The sequence below is a fragment of the Brumicola pallidula DSM 14239 = ACAM 615 genome, from assembly GCF_000428905.1.
Taxonomy (GTDB): Bacteria; Pseudomonadota; Gammaproteobacteria; order Enterobacterales; family Alteromonadaceae; genus Glaciecola; species Glaciecola pallidula.
Genome location: NZ_KE386819.1, coordinates 97,415 through 115,750, shown reverse-complemented (window position 1 = coordinate 115,750; position 18,336 = coordinate 97,415). Strand labels below are relative to the sequence as shown.

Here is an 18,336-nt window from a genome sequence, read left to right as displayed (position 1 = left end):
TGAGGTCCCGAAAACCAGGTACTTCTGATCCCCATCACAAGATTAACGGCAGAATCAGCCTGATAAAATTGACGTATTTGAGTCGCTTCAGTACTTTTTACACCATAATAATAATTAACTAAGTCATCACTACGATATTCTGCACCGATATAAGGTGAAAGCTGGCCATTATCAAAATTAATAGGATAACTATAGGAAATGTCGGCCTGATATCCTTCATGTGTGCCTAGTGCATCTGTGACCACTTCTATGCCAATTTTTCCAAAGCCGGTGTCGTAACTATATTCAACACCTATGTCCAGGGTGCCATCTCTGTCGTCCATGCCCATCAAAAATGGACTGTCCTGTGCTTCATAGCCGTCCAGTCGATAATTTCCCGTCAAACCGAAAGTATAATTATCATTGCCATATAACTGATAGCCAAACTTAGGACCCATCAAATAAAAATCACCGTAATTAATGATGAAGATAGGCACAGCCATGCTATCACTGCCCAGCTCAATATAACCTTCATCTTCACTGATAATACCTAGTCCAACACCCCAACTTAATTCAGGTTCATGATATTTATCAGTTGCATGTGCTTGTGGTGCGCCTATTAAAAAACCGATGGTAAGGAGCGAGTTTATAATTTTCATATTAGTACCTTTTAATGTTGTAAAAATCAGATACATAATGTATCTGCAGCTTAATCAAGAGAGTTGTCAACCAGACCTCAAGACAAAGATTACCAGTTGAATCTTTCTTGAAACTTACACATAGAAAATAAATCAGCAAAAAATAAAACCGCGCCCCAAAGATAAAATTTTATAGATACAAAGGAAGTCTAAAGGTCAATGTTGACGCTATTGTAATGGGTGCCGGAAATGCAGGACTTACCGCGGCAGCCACTGCAACGAGGAGGAGCAAAACGTTACTCTCAGAGAGGCATAATGTTTCCGGAGGATGCGCTACCTCATTTATGAGGGGAAAATTCGAATTTGAAGTCGCTCTGCAACAACTTAGTGGTATCGGGACAAAAGAGCAGCCTTTCATTTTACGAGATATATTCAATAACTTCGGGATTATGGATAACTTTCTCTGCCTTTAACCTGTTCCAACAGTCAGTTCAATAATCCTAAATCCAGCAAAATTAGTCCCTGTTGAATAGATCAGATATGTGGTTTATTCTACTTATACTCCGTGGTGTCGCCAATAATGACGACTGAGTTCCCCAAGGTCTGGAATTCATCAATACGACAATTAAATTAGTTGTTGGCTGAGCAAAATTGTAACGTTTCTTGTGTACTTGATACGCCAGTGCCTTGCATCGCAAGTAATAAAGAATCCTGTCCCTATTATCACGTGTTAAACCTTGCAATACTGGAGGAGACCATATAAGACAATGCCAGCGCGTCAATTAACTCAAATACAAATTTTTTTGAACGTTAAGCTTTATATTTGCAAGGTAAGCGTAGTGGTCATTTTTTGATTAACTCCGAGTTGTCATTTTTACATGTATGAACCTAGCCAAATTCAAAGAAAACGATCCAAAAGCTAGTGTTTTTTAAAGTAAAAAAAAGATTTTTGAAATCAGAGCTTTGTTATATATGTCTTAAATCGTATTTACACTTTTACTTTCTTTAAAAACTAAAAAAGCCCATGTTTTATATGGGCTTTTTTAGTTCAATTAACTTAACACTTTTGGATCATACGTAAGCTAAAATGGAATATCATCATCAAAATCAAAGTCTGGCTCTGCCATCGGCGGCGCTTTCTGCGGTGATTGTTGGGGAGACTGCTTTGGCGCCTGTTGTGAATAGCCACCACCGCCTTGATTCGACTGACCACCGCCTTGGTTCGACTGACCACCGCCCTGGTTTGACTGACCACCGCCTTGTTGGTAGCCACCTTGATTATTCTGACCGCCTTGAGGACCTTGCTGATAACCGCCTTGGCCGCCACCACTTTGTCCACCGCCGCCACTTTCATTACGACCACCTAGCATTTGTAATTGGTCTGCAATGACTTCTGTTGTGTAGCGGTCATTACCTTGCTGATCTTGCCACTTACGTGTTTGTAATTTACCTTCTAAGTAAATTTGTGACCCTTTCTTGAGGTACTCACCTGCAATTTCAGCTAAACGACGATACATCGTTACTTTGTGCCATTCTGTTTTTTCTTGAAGTTGACCTTGCTGATCTTTCCAACTTTCACTAGTGGCGATACTCAAATTGGCAACGGCATTACCATTAGGCATATAACGAACTTCTGGATCGTTACCTAAATTGCCAACTAAGATTACTTTATTCACACCTCTAGAGGCCATGCTAACTCCTGTTATTTACACTTTTTTAATTACTTTTATGCCGCTTAATTCGCATCTCATGCTAACCACTAATCGTAGTTTGTGCATAAATTAATCACGATGTTGACGACTAAAATCTGATGCCTAATATACTATTGTATTTGATGTTTTGCACACCCAATTCACCTGATTTCGCGATAAACAGTTCGCTGGTGCAGGGACGCTGATGTCTTACTTTAAATCTTTCTCAGCTAATCAAGGCTTTAGCTTTTTCAATATCGAACCCTTTATTGTCAACTTTCAAATACACAGCGCGTTTTTCAACATCGACTAACACCTCTTGCACACCTTCAAGTTTTCCAAAATCACTTTCTAACTGTGTTTTATTTGACGTTTGTTGAAAACTATCTCGATTTTCAATCGTGAGCGTGACTCTTTTTACTTTAGTCGTTTTTTGTAATCCCCAAACAATAATCATCGCGATAACAATAAATATCAGACAAGCCACTAAGGCTAGCTTCGGACCGAGCCATCCAGTCAATGCCCCGGAGATTACACCGCCCAAAAATGCACCGAAAAATTGAAAACTAGCGTAGATGCCCATCGCACTGCCTTTTTTTCCAGCCGGAGCGATACTCGAAACCATCACTGGCATATGCGCTTCCATGTAATTGAAGCCAGCAAAGAACAACGTCCCCGCGATGATAATAACCGCCCAATTTAACTCGGGCAGCAAAAACAACCCAAAACCCATGGCCATTAACGTCAGAGATATTATAAAAGAAGTGGACGTTTGTAGGTGTTTACATAGTTTCATTAACATGACTAAAATTAATACTGACACAAAGAGAATTGGCGTATAAATTTTCCAATGTTCATCCAGACCAAAATTCACTTCAGTGAGCAGCACTGGTACTTGCACAAAAAAGCAGGTAATAAGTAAATGGACAGTCAAAACACTGATGTTCAAACGCCAAAGACTGGGTTCTTTAGCGAGGGTTTTTAGCTGACTGAGTTGCGGTAATGCATCGCCCGATGGACTACTTTCTTTTGGCGTCGGCACGCCAAATTTAACCAACGGCAAACAACAGATAGTTAGCACTGCCGTAATCCAGAAGATGCCTTGAATACCATACAGCCCAGCAATAATCGGACCGGTTAAAAGCGCAACGTAGAATGAAAAACCAATAGAAACACCAATAATTGCCATTACTTTTGCACGTTCTGATTCTCGCGTAACATCTGCGGCTAATGCCATAATCGCACCAGCTATTGCGCCAGCTCCTTGCAAAATGCGACCCAGCGTTAACATAGCCATCGAATCTGCATTGGCGGCTACTAGGCTGCCCAATGCAAAGAAGCAAAGTCCCATATAAATAACCGGCTTACGACCCCACTTATCAGATAATACGCCCATCGGTATTTGCAATATGGCTTGTGTCAAACCGTAGCCACCTATCGCTAGCCCAACAAAAAGAGGCGAATAATCTGGATAGTCAACAGCGGCGATGGCTAGGACAGGAATTACCATAAACAATCCGAGCATACGCAACACATAAACTAGGGCTAAACTGATGGCGGCACGCGTTTCTTGTGGATTCAACTTTTTATCATTTCCATTGGTTGCTTAGAGACAATCTGTGTAACGAAGGCGCGCAATTCTAACACAAGAATTTGATCTACCCATAACTGCATGATCCCTTCTGTACAAGATCCGTAACAAACCCATATTTTCTCGTAAATTTGTGTCATACTTATCGATTGTTCTGGCACCATCTCATCTAAGGTAATATGTAAGGCAATATGGATAAAATAGAAGTTCGCGGGGCTCGCACCCATAACCTGAAAAACATCAATATTGAACTCCCAAGAAACAAGCTCGTGGTAATTACGGGCTTGTCTGGTTCAGGGAAATCTTCGCTTGCATTCGATACACTATATGCTGAGGGTCAGCGTCGCTACGTAGAGTCGCTGTCGGCCTATGCAAGACAGTTTTTGTCCATGATGGAAAAGCCCGATGTTGACCATATCGCAGGCTTGTCGCCCGCTATTTCAATAGAACAAAAATCGACATCGCATAACCCGCGATCGACTGTGGGGACTATTACAGAAATTTACGATTACTTACGTCTACTATTTGCCCGTGTAGGCGAACCTAAATGCCCAGAGCACGACGTTGCTCTGAATGCACAGACAGTAAGCCAAATGGTCGACCGCGTGTTAGAAATGCCTGAAGGCACCAAACTCATGTTGCTGGCGCCGGTTGTTCAGGACCGCAAAGGTGAGCATGTAAAAACCCTCGAGGGTTTGTGTGCGCAGGGTTTTATTCGTGCACGAATTGATGGTGAAGTTTGTGATTTAACCGATCCGCCAACATTAGACCTACACAAAAAGCACACTATCGAAGTTGTCGTGGATCGCTTTAAAGTACGTGATGATTTACAACTTCGTTTAGCTGAATCGTTTGAAACTGCGCTCATTCTTTCTGCTGGTTCAGCTAAAGTGGCGTATATGGATGATGAAGAAAAACATAAAGAAGAAATTATTTTATCAGCTAACTTTGCATGCCCACATTGCGGTTACAGCATTACAGAGTTAGAACCTAGAATATTCTCATTCAATAACCCAGCCGGCGCTTGTCAAACCTGCGATGGCCTAGGAACAAAACAATTTTTCGACCCGCACAGGATCGTCGGCAACACTGAAATTAGTTTAAGCGGTGGCGCTATCCGCGGTTGGGATAAACGTAGCTATTATTATTTTCAGATGCTGCAGTCAGTTGCAGACCATTATGAATTTAACCTAAATACGCCTTTTGAAAAACTGGATGATGAAGCCAAAGATATTGTTTTATATGGCAGTAAAGGCACATCAATTAAGTTTAAATACATCAATGAACGCGGCGACATTATGGAGCGAAAGCATCCATTTGAAGGCATCATTCCAAATATGGAACGCCGTCATCGTGAAACTGAGTCCAATACAGTGCGTGAAGAACTCGGCAAGTATATGAGCTACCAAAGCTGCACTAGCTGCTCGGGTGCAAGGCTGCGACTAGAGGCTCGTAATGTATTTATTCAAGGTACAAACTTACCTGAAGTTGCTCAAATGTCGATTGCAGAGTGTTTGAGCTTCTTTTCAAATCTAGAACTGACAGGCCAGCGCGGAGAGATTGCGGATAAGATCCTCAAAGAAATAAAAGACCGCTTAGCTTTTTTGGTGAATGTCGGTTTGAACTACCTTTCATTGTCTCGTAGCGCTGACACACTATCTGGCGGCGAAGCGCAACGTATTCGACTTGCTAGTCAAATTGGAGCGGGTCTGGTCGGCGTAATGTATGTGTTAGACGAACCCTCTATTGGTTTGCACCAACGAGACAACTCAAGACTACTAGAAACACTGCGTCATTTGCGTGATTTAGGTAACACCGTCATTGTTGTTGAACATGACGAAGATGCCATTAAAGAAGCCGATTATATTGTGGATATCGGTCCTGGTGCTGGTGTGCATGGTGGCGAAATTATTGCACAAGGTAGTTTGGAAGACATCATGAATAGTGAACGTTCACTCACTGGTAAGTATCTATCAGGAAAAGAGTTCATTGTAATACCAGAAAAGCGAAATAGTACAAAAAACCGTAAATGGGTGAAATTAACCGGCGCTACTGGCAACAATTTACAATCCGTGACGTTGAAGATCCCACAAGGTTTAATGACTTGCGTTACGGGTGTATCTGGTTCAGGTAAATCAACCTTGATCAACGATACTTTTTATCGCATAGCACAACGTGAATTAAACCGCGCTACCACCAATGAACCGGCGCCATATAAAAGCATAACAGGTTTGGAACACATGGATAAAGTGGTCGACATTGACCAAAGTCCAATTGGTAGAACACCACGGTCAAACCCAGCAACCTATGCCGGTATTTTTACTCCTATTCGTGAAATATTTGCAGGTACTCAGGAATCACGTTCGCGTGGTTATAAAGCTGGGCGTTTCAGTTTTAACGTCAAAGGCGGACGTTGCGAAGCCTGCCAAGGCGATGGTTTAATTAAAGTGGAAATGCACTTTTTACCCGACGTTTATGTGTCTTGTGATGTATGTTTGGGTAAACGATACAATCGTGAAACACTCGAAATTCGCTACAAGAACAAAAACATCCATGAAATACTAGACATGACCGTAGAAGATGCACGTGATTTCTTTGACGCTATTCCCTCAATTAATCGCAAGTTGCAAACCTTAATGGATGTCGGTCTTTCATATATTGGTTTGGGCCAGTCTGCCACTACGTTGTCAGGTGGTGAAGCGCAACGCGTAAAACTGGCTAAAGAACTATCTAAGCGTGATACGGGTCAAACCCTCTACATCTTAGATGAACCAACAACAGGTCTGCACTTCCATGATATTAAGCAATTGCTAGAAGTGTTGCATCGTCTGCGCGATCACGGTAACACTGTTGTCGTCATCGAGCATAACCTTGACGTTGTAAAAACCGCTGACTGGGTTATTGATCTTGGCCCTGAAGGAGGTTCAGGCGGTGGTCTTATTGTCGCAGAAGGAACGCCTGAAGATATTTGTAAAGTTGAAGCATCCCACACCGGTAAATACCTAGCAAAAATGTTGGCTGGCAAGCAAGTTAAAAGTTAACTGCGCGCGACTAACGCGCGCGCGCGAGGAAAGCACCACAGCTAATAAAACACCGCGAGCTAATAAAGCGCGGCGAGCTAATAAAGAAAAGGAGAAACAGGTGTTAAGTATTGAATTCGATGTACGGTTTTACGAAACAGATGCATTGCAGCACGTTAGTAATACGGTATTGGTTGGCTGGTTTGAAACTGCTCGACTGCCAATATTTAAGTATTTCACACCTGATCTTGACCTCAATAATTGGCCTCTTATTTTAGCCAATTACAATGTCGATTTTTTAGAACAAATCTATTTAGCAGGTCCAGTTGAAGTAAAAACCTGGATTAGCCGCGTCGGCAATAGCTCATTTGTAGTTTACCAAGAGTTATGGCAGTCCAATGTGAAAAAAGCAAAGGGAACAACCACACTGGTTCGTTACGATTATGCTAGCAAAAAGGCACTACGCATTCCTGATGATATTCGCGCTAAACTTGAAGAGCATAAAATAGAACTGAAGTAAGACTCACATCCTATTTTGAATCCTAGTGACAAGAAAGGAAGCGAGCAACTTGGTGCCTCGCGACGACCAATCGGTTTGGCTATATGGTAATTCGTACCGACTTGTTGAGCTTTTTAATATCTTCTTTTAATACCGAGACACAAAGCGCAGCTATTGGAGTATCAGTATCGCTCAACCGAATCACTCTAGTCGCTTCGAAGCCATCAATTTTAGGCATTTTTAAATCCATAAATATCATATCAAAGTGTGAGTTCTTTGTTACATCGATAGCTTGATTTGTCCAAACTGTTAACTAACGCCCTCTCTAGAAACAAAGTTAGCATCACGGGAAAAGTTTAAGCAAAAAGACTGTTGCTAGGCTCTGTTGGAAGTTAACATCCACTATATAGAGGCTTTAATCGCGGCCAAGTTATATGTTTTTTATTTTAGCTTTGGTTACGACTGACTTGACTCCACTTAAGATAATTATTTAGCCAATGGCGGCCCATATAGCCGCTTATACTAGTACTTAAACTGCTGCATAATTCGGGTGAAGTCTTTTGAAAGTTGCTCTAATTCAGCACTCACTAAGGTTAGTTGCTCAGAACTAGAGGTTGTGTCCTCGGTACGAGCATTGATTTCATCAACATTAGAGGAAATCATATCAGCTACTTTTTGCTGTTCGCCCGTTGAGTTAGCAATTTGATCATTCATGTGAGTAATACGGCTGATTGTTTGCGTTATCACGTTCAAACTAGCACCTGCTTTATTTGCTTCATCAACACTAACAATCGCTTGCTCTGTTCCCTTTGCCATTACTGCAACTGCAGAGCGAGCAGCGCCTTGCAACTGCTCAATTGTTGCTTGAATTTCTTCAGTCGATTTTTGGGTGCGTGAAGCCAATGTTCTTACTTCGTCTGCAACCACCGCAAATCCTCGACCTTGCTCGCCTGCACGAGCGGCCTCTATGGCTGCATTTAAGGCGAGTAAATTAGTTTGCTCTGCGATGCCTTTAATTACATCTAAAACAACACCCACCTGATTTGAGTCTTGTTCTAACTTCTTTATTACCACGGCTGTCTCTTCAACTCTGGAAGCAAGACTTTGAATACTGCTTACCGTTTGGTTGACAACTCGTTGACCATCATCCGCAGCAGTTGATGCCTCGCCTGCGGCTTTAGCCGCTTCATTAGCACTGCTTGCTACAGCGCCTACGCTGGTAGTCATTTCATCAACTGCGGCTTTAGCATCTGCTGCAGCCATCTGTTGTGATGAAATGGTTAGACGCGCTTGATTAGACACTTGGTTTAGATTTTCAGCTAAGTTTGAAAGCGGCTTGCTTGAATTACCAATATCTTGCACAACTCCTTGTAGCTTTTCAATAAACTGATTGAACCAATAAACCAAATCACCAATTTCATCTGCGTTGTCAGTTTTAATGCGGATAGTTAAATCGCCATCGCCTTGCGCCATATCTTTGAGTGATTTGACCACATCAACTATACTTTTACGCAAGTTGTTTACAATAGGTAGTGCCGTTAAAAACAAAATGAACATGGTTGCGATACCCATGAATACGCCTAATTTTATCAGAAATTTAGCTGATTCATTAGCGCTACTAATGGCATTTTCAAACGAAACTTCACGCTGATCACTGAATTCTTTTAAATCAGCGCTTGCTTTGTCATAAGACGCATTCATTTCTTGCAACGCAGACTGCAACTTTGAAAAATCAGCGCTGTTGTCAACCATCGATTTACTAACATCGTAAGCTATTTTGAAATATAACTCGAAGGCTTTTAAAATTGGCTTAACGTCTACAGCCATGTTGCTATCGAGCTGAATAATAAATTGTAAGTTATCCGAGGTTTTGACGGCTAGCGCCTCTGCTTTTATTAAGCTTTCCTCATCGCCTGTCGTGACTGCTGCACTCAGCGTTTCCTTCACGCCGTCCATAGAATTCAGTGCATCTCTTGATCTCAACAATGCTGGAGTCTGCTTAGTGCGTGCATCATCAAGCAGCGCCACATTGGCGTATGCAGTGTAAGTACTTATACCAATATACGTGGCAAAACTGAGCGTTCCAATAATTGGAATTAGAAACAGCTTTTGAGCAATAGATAGTTTAGCCAAAAAATTCATACTTTACCTAACTTGTAATATAATTGCGCACTTTGGAAGTGCAAATAAATGTGTCTGTCTAGCCTTCGAACTCAGTCACAACCTGACCCTTTAACGTGTAGCCAACGGTCGCTATATCTCCTTTCCAGCCATCGGTAGAGAGTATACCTGTCACCCAAACAGCATCGTACAGGTTGGTTATCGGCACACCTTCAGAAAATTTTACATAAACTATCTGATTTGAAGGTGGGGGGGGCACGTGAATGCAAGCACCAAAGTAGGGAACCAGTAAAAACTCGGTAATATTATCAGCATCACCTTCGAGTGGAACCACAAACCCAGGTATTTTCACAAGTTGCCCATTGAGTTCTTCGAGCAACGGCGCATCGGGTTCTGTTTGCGTCATTTGTCCGTTATGATCGATTGCACTTGGTGGTATTACATAGTCTTTTGGCACCATGTCTTCCCAATATAACTCTTTTGGTTGGTTGTCGTCATTCGCCATCAAAGTGCCGGTAAATAAGCAACCAGCGAGTAATAATAACCCACATTTAAATTTATTTTTCAAAAACTTCCCCTTTTTAACTTATTGTAATCGTTCGAATAGTATAAACTTTAGTACTTAAATATCGAGTAAAAAAAAGCCCGCATAATGCGAGCTTAATCATTCTTATAACTTCAGTTTTAAAGCGATACTCAAGCCATACTTATACGGTCTTATTGTAACGCTCAATACTTGATGTAATTTCGTCCTTAGCAGCGTCAAGATCAGCCCAACCTTCAATTTTCACCCATTTGTTTGGCTCTAAATCTTTATAATGTGCGAAAAAATGCTCGATTTGATTTTTCAACAAACCGGGAACGTCTTCAATATTCTGCACATCTTCATAAATTTTAGTTAACTTTGACACTGGCACAGCGATCACTTTCGCATCTTCGCCCGACTCGTCTGTCATTTTTAATACGCCAACTGGACGGCATTTAATAACTGATCCCGCTATTAGTGGATGAGGAGACATTACAAGTACGTCAACCGGGTCGCCATCGTCCGATAATGTAAGGTTTACATAACCGTAGTTTGCAGGATATTGCATGCAAGTTGCCATAAAACGGTCAACAAAAAGCACGCCGGTGTCTTTATCTACTTCGTATTTAACCGGGGTAGAGTATGCTGGAATTTCTATGATGACATTAAATTCATCAGGTGCGTTTTTGCCTACTGGCACATCATTTAAGCTCATGGGTATTTCCTATAATAAAATAATTGCCAAGATTATAAGAAAATCTCGACACAGTATCTACATAAAACGACTAAGAGTTTGGTCTCATGGCGCTATAGAGGTTTTTAAGCGTTCGACTTACTTGTAGTAACTCTTACAAGCTAGCACTTCATTTTTTGAACCTAACAGCGTAGGTATACGCTGATGGATCTCTTCTGGCATAACTTCCATAATACGACCCTGCCCGGTATCAGCTAAACCACCGGCTTGTTCTATTAAAAACGCCATTGGGTTTGCTTCATAAAGTAAGCGCAATTTGCCCGGCATTTTTGGGTTACGTTTATCGAAAGGATAGGCAAAAATACCACCTCGACATAGTACTCGGTGAATATCACCTACCATCGCTGCTACCCAACGCATGTTGTAGTCTTTTTTTCGTGGCCCTTCGACACCAGCAATTAAGTCTTTTACGTACTGCTGGATTGGCTCTTCCCAATGGCGTTGATTCGATGTGTTTATCGCAAATTCTTCAGTGTCTTCCGGAATTTGCACATTGCCTTGGGTAAGAAGGAAGCCGCCATGGGTTTTATCTAATGTATATAAATGAGTACCGCGCCCCGTTGTCATTGCTAACATTGTTGAGGGACCATACAAAACGTATCCAGCCGCAACTATTTGCGTACCCGGCTGAAGAAATGCAGACGGATCATCAGACTTCATCCATTGCGGGGCATGTGTAATGGAAAATATTGTGCCTATTAAGCTATTAATTTCAGTATTTGATGAGCCATCTAATGGGTCAAAACTCACCAAATAATTACCATCTGGATTACATGGAACAACCGTGTCTTCTTCTTCTGAAGAAATCGCTTTGACGTAACCTGACTCTCGCAACGTGTCTTTCAAAATTTGATTAGAAATGACATCTAATTTTTTTTGTGTTTCCCCTTGTACGTTTTCGGACAAAGTCGAACCGAGCACACCAGCCAGAGCACCTTGGCTCACACGGAATGAAATTTCTTTACAAGCGGCTAAAATAGTACGTATTAAAAGGATAAGTTCGAGCGGGGCTCCATCCTGTTGTAGCTGGGAGTTTAAGCGTTTCATGTTACCAAGTGTTCCTTAGATATGAGATCAAAACGGTTACGATTCGCATATTGCACTAACGATTTATGCATAATGCTCATCCTTGTATTTCTTGGGACATAATTGTAACTGGGAAGCGCTCAAATTGCGACCTTGTTATTGCGCGCACAAGCGACAAATCAATTTGAGTGGGCTTTTAATGCAAAAGTACGGAAAAAAATACAGTCATCAAAGAATAAACAAAGGAATATTATATTTTCTGCAAAAAGAAGACCCCCATACCCCAATGTTTTGCTACAGTTGGCAAAACACCAACAAAATAAATTAATATAAACATGCACGTACATATTTTAGGCATCTGCGGTAGCTTTATGGGTGGCATAGCGGCTATTGCGAACTCGCTTGGACACAAAGTAACTGGCTCAGACACCAACGTTTATCCGCCCATGAGCACTCAGTTAGAACAATTAGGTATTGAATTAACTGCCGGCTTTGACTCCCAGCAGTTCGATCCTATTCCAGATATGGTGATTATTGGTAACGCGATGTCGCGGGGTAATCCTGCGGTTGAATATTTACTCGACCGCAACCTACCTTACACCAGCGGCCCGCAATGGTTATTAGATAACTTGCTAACTGATCGTTGGGTTATTGCTGCTTCAGGTACGCATGGTAAAACAACAACATCGAGTATGATCGCTTGGATCCTTGAAGATGTTGGGCTTAATCCTGGATTTTTAATTGGTGGTGTGCCTGAGAACTTTGGTATTTCAGCGCGTATCGGTGGATCTCCTTTCTTCGTGATTGAAGCTGACGAATACGATTCTGCTTTTTTCGACAAGCGCTCTAAATTTGTGCACTACCGTCCCAGAACCTTGGTAATGAGCAATCTTGAATTTGATCATGCCGATATCTTTGAAAACCTCGATGCCATTAAAAAACAATTTCATCATTTGGTGCGCTGCGTTGCCTCCAATGGACTCATTATTTCTCCTCTTAATGATGCCAATTTAGAGGATGTATTACATCAAGGTTGTTGGAGTGATACGCAAAAAGTGGGTGACAGCGAGGCCTGCGATTGGCGCGCTGAATTAATAAGCCCAGACGGTAGTCAATTTAATGTGTTGCACAACAGCAACATAGTCGGTTGCGTGAATTGGGGACTTATTGGAAACCACAATGTCAGTAATGCAATTATGGCGATTGCAGCATCTCATCACGCTGGTGTGCAAACACATGATGCCATCGATGCACTTACTCGCTTCAGAAATGTTAAACGCCGAATGGAAGTAAAAGGAATAGTAGCTGAGGTTGCGGTTTACGACGACTTCGCCCATCATCCAACAGCAATTCTAACAACATTGGCAGGGCTTAGAAATAAGGTTGGAGATGCTAAAATCATTGCCATACTTGAGCCTCGTTCAAACACCATGAAAATGGGTGTACATAAAGAAACACTGGCTAATTCTTGGCAGCAAGCCAATGAGGTATTTTTGTTTGAACCTGCCAGTGTCGATTGGCCGATGCAAGAATTGGTCGTAAACAGTATCGCTCCCGTACATTTGTTTAAAGATACAGACAGTATTGTAAAAGCAGTTGTTGAACAAGCACAACCAGGCGATCAAATTCTGGTAATGAGTAACGGTAATTTCAATGGCATTCATCAAAGCTTGTTAACGGCGTTAAGCACCAAATTCAATGATTAGCATTATTAAAAACCAGTGAAAAGTTGAGTCCATGACAAATTAATAACGGTCATTCGCACCCAACTAAGAATAAATAACTTATTTTAAATCATGACAAGAGACGAACTATGAAAAAATTATTGATTGCTTCTGCCCTGCTCGCCGTAAGCTCAATTCAGCAGGTACATGCTTGGGGACAAACGGGGCATCGTGTTACAGGTGCAATAGCTGAACAATATTTAACTGCCGAGGCAAAAGCGGCGATTGAAAAGCTACTGCCAAACGAAAGTCTTGCCCAAGCATCTACCTATGCAGACGAGATGCGTTCTAACCCTGAGGAATTTTGGCAAAAAGAAGCCGGTGCCTATCATTATGTCACGGTGCCAAAAGGTAAACATTATCATGACGTCGGCGCGCCTGAGCAAGGTGATGCTTTTACGGCCTTAGAAAAATTCTCAAAAATTGTTAAAGATAAGACCGCACCATTGGCAGAACGCCAACGTGCTCTGCGATTCATTGTGCATATTGTTGGTGATTTACATCAACCACTGCATGCCGGAGATGGCACAGATAAAGGCGGTAATGATTTGAAACTAGAGTTCTTCTGGGAGCAATCTAACCTGCATCGCGTTTGGGATTCAGGATTAATCGATAGACGCCAATTATCCTATACTGAATGGACGAATTGGTTAAGCGAAAAAATAACACCGGAGCAAGCCGCTGCGTGGAACACAATCGACCCACTGGTTTACATTGCTGAAAGTGTGGCCATTCGGGATCTAATTTATCCTGAAACAGAACGTCTCAGTTGGGACTATTTATATCAACACTTGCCAACAGCAACCGAGAGATTGCAGGAAGGTGGCGTGCGTATTGCGGCATATTTGAACGATTTATTTAAGCAATAGACACGACAATCTGATTCATAAAAAGGGAGCAAGTATTGATTAACTTGCTTCCTTTCTAACTCAATCTATGTCTAAGGCTTCTGGCGAGAGAATAATGCCAGTGCCATCCGCGTAAAGATGATCCTCTGGTAAAAAAGTAACGCCCGCAAAATTAACCGCAATATCCAGATCGCCCACTTCCCTGCTTTCTGAGTTCACTGGAATGGCCGTCAGCGCATGAATACCTATTTCGCAATCTTCGAGCACATCAATTTCACGCACACTGCCATAACAAACTATACCTTCCCAACCGTTTTCTGCAGCCATCTGTGCATTGTACGCATCAATTAAAGCGCGCCTTGTAGAACCACCACCATCAATCAATAGCACCTTGCCTTCACCTCTTGTGGCCAAGACTCTGTCAACCAATCCTTTGTCTTCAAAACATTTAATGGTGGTGACTTCTCCACCATAGGAATAACGACCACCAAAACTGGTAAAAATAGGGTCGAGTACATCAACACTATCAGCGAATAAGTCACATAAGTCAGAAGTATTATATTCCATGATATTCCTTAAACAGTTGTTTATACGGTGTTTGCTCAGACATGTTTTATAAACGATTTTTCTCATATTAGCACTTCTGACAGTAGAAGAAAGCCCAAAAACTGTTGAATAGTATTTGTCATATAGGTTTCTTCTTTCTGTCACTATTTGTTCACATTTTACCCGTATCTTTTACCTTGTCTTTGACTCACTTGAGAAAATCATGACACTACAACGAATTACACAGTTAGATACCGCTCTTTTTTATTGGTTCAATCAATATTCAACTTTAGGTAATGGCAGAGTTATAAACGCTATACGTGTTATTTCTAAGACCGGTGATGGTCACCTCTATCTTCTTTTCGGTATCTTATTATTCTGCTTAGACAATAGTCATGGCGTCCTTTTCTTTTACACCACTTTAATGGCGTATGCGCTTGAGCTGCCTATGTACCTAATTTTAAAACGATATTTCAAACGCAAACGCCCGAGCGCTAGGCTCATTAATTTCGATGCTCACATCATACCTGCTGATAGATTTAGTTTGCCGTCTGGACACACTGCTGCCGCTTTCTTAATGGCGACTATTGTCAGTAGCTTTTACCCCACATTTAGCCTTATCGCTTTTAGCTGGGCCAGCTTAGTTGGACTGTCACGCATCTTGCTGGGTGTACACTTTCCTTCTGACGTCGTTATTGGGGCTATTTTAGGTGCCGGCATTGCGAGTATCAGCATGCGTATATTGACGTAAGGTATATTTATGAAAATTCTTTATGGTGTACAGGGAACCGGAAACGGTCATATTTCTAGAGCCAGACTGATGGCTGACGCATTTAGCCGACGCAATGATGTGGAAGTTGACTACCTCTTTTCAGGGCGTGATACCGATGCCTATTTTGATATGGATATATTTGCTCACTATCAAAGCAAGCGAGGCCTATCATTTGTTACCGAAAGCGGCACTGTGCATCGCTTTAAAACCGTCAAGAATGCAAAATTAGTCGAATTTATGCGAGACGTTCGAAAACTCGATCTTGGCAGTTATGACCTCGTGCTAAATGATTTTGAACCTATATCAGCATGGGCAGCTAAAAATCAACATATACCATCACTTTCAATTAGCCATCAGGCGGCATTTACCTGTGCAGTTCCAACCGAGGCTCAAAGCATTATTGATAAATGGCTTACTCGTCACTTTGCACCCACCCAATATGCATTAGGTGTGCATTGGTATCATTTCAATCAAGCTATTATTCCTCCCTTTGTACCTGCAGGATTGTGCCAAAGCGCGTCAACATCTCCTAAAAGACAAAATCTTACCGACTTCACCTTAGTCTATCTGCCGTTTGAAGAGCCCCTGCAGATTCAGCAAGTATTGCAGCCGCTAAGTGAACATCGCTTTTATTGCTATCATCCTGACGTACAATATCCATTTATTGAACAAAACATTCATTGGTTCCCACCATCTAAAAGTGGTTTTCACGGAGCACTTTCTGCTTGTACAAAAGTGATTGCCAATGGCGGCTTTGAATTAGCAAGCGAGTGCTTAAGTCTGGGCAAAGCAATACTGATGAAGCCCTTAAATGGTCAATTTGAACAGTATTCAAACGCATTTATGCTTCGGCAACTGGGTATTTCGGACACCTTATTTAGCTTAAATACAGACGACATTGAAGAATGGTTAGACAATCATCATGCCACTAAAATAAACTTTCCAAGTAACGCTGACTGCTTCATCGACTGGATTGTTGCCGGTAACTGGTCTGACACCGAGACAATATGCCAACAACTCTGGCAACAAGTTGAATTTCCAGACGAAGTGAGTAAAAAACTCAGTAACGTGAGTGCCATAAGTATTTAGCTCAAGGCCTAGAAAGAGATTGCATTTTGGGCGATTGCAGTGCAATGTTATGCGCATATTAAGCCAGTTATCTTATGTCCATGAATCGAATGTCAAAATTGGCGCTTTGCATAGTGCTGACCATATTTTTAGGTGCCTGCGGTCAGCGTGGGCCGCTGTTTATTCCTGAGCAAGCACCCAGTAATAAGGAAATACCCAAGGCACCTGCCGAAACTCCTGAAAAATTGACTACTGAAGAGGGTCAATAAAATGGATTTCTTTACCTATAAAAATAAGCAACTTTTCGCCGAAGACGTGCCTGTTGCAGATATAGCAAGAGCACATGGTACGCCCCTTTATATCTACTCAAGAGCGACCATTGAACGCCATTGGCATGCCTTTAATAACGCCGTTTCTAAGCATGATCATCTTATTTGCTACGCCGTTAAAGCGAACTCTAATTTAGGTGTCTTATCTGTGCTGGCTAAATTAGGCTCGGGTTTTGATATTGTCAGTAAAGGTGAACTATCACGCGTTATCGAAGCAGGTGGTGACACAACTAAGGTAGTATTTTCTGGAGTTGGTAAAACCTCTGATGAAATCCGTTTTGCACTTCAACAAAACATCATGTGCTTTAATGTTGAATCTGATGCGGAACTGGATCGCATTAATAATGTGGCTGGACAGCTTGATGTTAAAGCGCCTATTTCAATTCGTATTAATCCTGATGTTGACGCAAAAACACACCCTTATATTTCCACCGGCTTGAAAGCCAATAAATTTGGAATTGCACGAGATGACGCCCTGCGTGTGTATAAGCGTGCCTCTGCAATGCCTAATCTAGAAGTCAAAGGGATGGACTGTCATATTGGGTCTCAATTGACCGACATCACACCATTTGTGGATGCACTAGAACGTTTATTAGTCTTGATTGATGAGCTCGCCGAACATAATATTATGATATCTCATCTTGATGTTGGCGGCGGTTTGGGCGTTCCCTATAACGATGAAACGCCTCCTCACCCAGATGAATATGCAGCGGCAATGAGTGCAAAAATGCAAGGTCGCGAGCATCTCAAGCTCATTTTAGAGCCGGGTCGAGCCATCGCAGCCAATGCAGGTATTTTAGTTACCGAGGTGGAATACCTCAAACAAGGTGAAGAGAAAAATTTTGCGATTGTCGACGCCGCCATGAACGATTTATTGCGCCCCGCATTATATAGCGCGTGGCAGGCCATTATTCCGGTACAACCTAGACTTGATATTGCAGCACAAAAATATGATGTTGTTGGTCCTGTTTGTGAAACAGGTGACTTTTTGGGTAAGGACCGCGACTTGGCGATTGCGCCTGGTGATTTCCTTGCTGTGAGAAGTGCTGGTGCTTACGGCTTCGTAATGGCAAGCAATTATAATAGTCGTTGTAGGCCCGCTGAAATCATGGTCGATAAAACCCAAACTATTATAGTTCGCGAAAGAGAAAAACTAAAAGATTTGTGGAAAGGTGAGCATAAAATTACGTAACCTAGGGCCTTA

The 18,336-nt window shown here is 41.9% G+C and carries 18 protein-coding genes; 9 read left to right on the top strand and 9 right to left on the bottom strand.

The window, feature by feature from the left end:
• Positions 1-638: MipA/OmpV family protein (locus G399_RS21135; RefSeq protein WP_051288545.1), on the bottom strand; the 638-nt coding region annotated here is incomplete at its 3' end.
• 215 nt (positions 639-853) lie between these two features.
• On the opposite strand from G399_RS21135, the gene G399_RS23060 reads away from it, so the two are divergent.
• A complete protein-coding gene (locus G399_RS23060; protein ID WP_026843651.1) occupies positions 854-1,090 on the top strand; it encodes an NAD(P)-binding protein in 237 nt (78 codons plus the stop codon).
• A gap of 609 nt (positions 1,091-1,699) precedes the next feature.
• Here the strand turns inward: G399_RS23060 and G399_RS0119845 are convergent.
• Entirely contained in the window at positions 1,700-2,308 is a 609-nt protein-coding gene (locus G399_RS0119845) for a single-stranded DNA-binding protein (RefSeq protein WP_006015224.1), read from the bottom strand.
• A gap of 226 nt (positions 2,309-2,534) precedes the next feature.
• A complete protein-coding gene (locus G399_RS0119840; RefSeq protein WP_006015221.1) occupies positions 2,535-3,890 on the bottom strand; it encodes an MFS transporter in 1,356 nt (451 codons plus the stop codon).
• Between the two features lie 200 nt (positions 3,891-4,090).
• Between G399_RS0119840 and uvrA the strand changes: the two genes are divergently transcribed.
• Complete coding sequence (gene uvrA / locus G399_RS0119830; protein WP_006015219.1) at positions 4,091-6,940, top strand: excinuclease ABC subunit UvrA; 2,850 nt, start codon at positions 4,091-4,093, stop codon at positions 6,938-6,940.
• A 100-nt stretch (positions 6,941-7,040) separates the two neighbouring features.
• On the top strand, positions 7,041-7,439 hold the full coding sequence (locus tag G399_RS0119825; protein ID WP_006015217.1) for an acyl-CoA thioesterase: 399 nt from the start codon (positions 7,041-7,043) through the stop codon (positions 7,437-7,439).
• Between the two features lie 79 nt (positions 7,440-7,518).
• Here the strand turns inward: G399_RS0119825 and G399_RS23055 are convergent, their stop codons facing one another.
• The 5 genes from G399_RS23055 to G399_RS0119800 form a co-directional block, all read right to left on the bottom strand.
• Positions 7,519-7,707 (bottom strand): response regulator, encoded by a 189-nt coding sequence (locus G399_RS23055; RefSeq protein ID WP_226989024.1) that lies wholly within the window; start codon positions 7,705-7,707, stop codon positions 7,519-7,521.
• A gap of 233 nt (positions 7,708-7,940) precedes the next feature.
• On the bottom strand, positions 7,941-9,560 hold the full coding sequence (locus tag G399_RS0119815) for a methyl-accepting chemotaxis protein (RefSeq protein WP_006015214.1): 1,620 nt from the start codon (positions 9,558-9,560) through the stop codon (positions 7,941-7,943).
• Between the two features lie 58 nt (positions 9,561-9,618).
• Positions 9,619-10,044, bottom strand: coding sequence for a DUF3299 domain-containing protein (locus G399_RS0119810; RefSeq protein WP_051288664.1), 426 nt, complete (start codon positions 10,042-10,044; stop codon positions 9,619-9,621).
• 202 nt (positions 10,045-10,246) lie between these two features.
• Positions 10,247-10,780 (bottom strand): inorganic diphosphatase, encoded by a 534-nt coding sequence (gene ppa / locus G399_RS0119805; RefSeq protein ID WP_006015210.1) that lies wholly within the window; start codon positions 10,778-10,780, stop codon positions 10,247-10,249.
• Positions 10,781-10,897: 117 nt separating this feature from the next.
• Positions 10,898-11,866, bottom strand: coding sequence for a class 1 fructose-bisphosphatase (locus tag G399_RS0119800; RefSeq protein WP_006015207.1), 969 nt, complete (start codon positions 11,864-11,866; stop codon positions 10,898-10,900).
• A 314-nt stretch (positions 11,867-12,180) separates the two neighbouring features.
• Here G399_RS0119800 and mpl point away from each other — a divergent pair, with 314 nt between their 5' ends.
• Both mpl and G399_RS0119790 read left to right on the top strand, forming a co-directional pair.
• Positions 12,181-13,551 carry a UDP-N-acetylmuramate:L-alanyl-gamma-D-glutamyl-meso-diaminopimelate ligase gene (mpl, locus tag G399_RS0119795; protein ID WP_026843925.1) on the top strand — a complete coding sequence of 457 codons (1,371 nt, stop codon included), beginning with the start codon at positions 12,181-12,183 and terminating at the stop codon, positions 13,549-13,551.
• 107 nt (positions 13,552-13,658) lie between these two features.
• Positions 13,659-14,438, top strand: coding sequence for a S1/P1 nuclease (locus G399_RS0119790; protein WP_006015199.1), 780 nt, complete (start codon positions 13,659-13,661; stop codon positions 14,436-14,438).
• Positions 14,439-14,498: 60 nt separating this feature from the next.
• Here G399_RS0119790 and rraA read toward each other — a convergent pair whose 3' ends face one another.
• Positions 14,499-14,984, bottom strand: a complete 486-nt coding sequence (rraA, locus tag G399_RS0119785; RefSeq protein WP_006015196.1) for a ribonuclease E activity regulator RraA — start codon at positions 14,982-14,984, stop codon at positions 14,499-14,501.
• A 202-nt stretch (positions 14,985-15,186) separates the two neighbouring features.
• Here rraA and G399_RS0119780 point away from each other — a divergent pair, with 202 nt between their 5' ends.
• From G399_RS0119780 to lysA, 4 genes are all read left to right on the top strand, one after another.
• Positions 15,187-15,714 carry a phosphatase PAP2 family protein gene (locus G399_RS0119780; RefSeq protein WP_006015191.1) on the top strand — a complete coding sequence of 176 codons (528 nt, stop codon included), beginning with the start codon at positions 15,187-15,189 and terminating at the stop codon, positions 15,712-15,714.
• A 9-nt stretch (positions 15,715-15,723) separates the two neighbouring features.
• The gene (locus G399_RS0119775; protein ID WP_006015188.1) at positions 15,724-16,824 is read left to right on the top strand and encodes an MJ1255/VC2487 family glycosyltransferase; all 1,101 of its coding nucleotides are present in this window, start codon (positions 15,724-15,726) and stop codon (positions 16,822-16,824) included.
• Between the two features lie 89 nt (positions 16,825-16,913).
• Positions 16,914-17,072 carry an LPS translocon maturation chaperone LptM gene (lptM, locus tag G399_RS22155; protein WP_006015185.1) on the top strand — a complete coding sequence of 53 codons (159 nt, stop codon included), beginning with the start codon at positions 16,914-16,916 and terminating at the stop codon, positions 17,070-17,072.
• 1 nt (position 17,073) lies between these two features.
• Positions 17,074-18,324, top strand: coding sequence for a diaminopimelate decarboxylase (gene lysA / locus G399_RS0119765; RefSeq protein ID WP_006015182.1), 1,251 nt, complete (start codon positions 17,074-17,076; stop codon positions 18,322-18,324).
• The last annotated feature ends 12 nt before the right edge of the window (positions 18,325-18,336 follow it).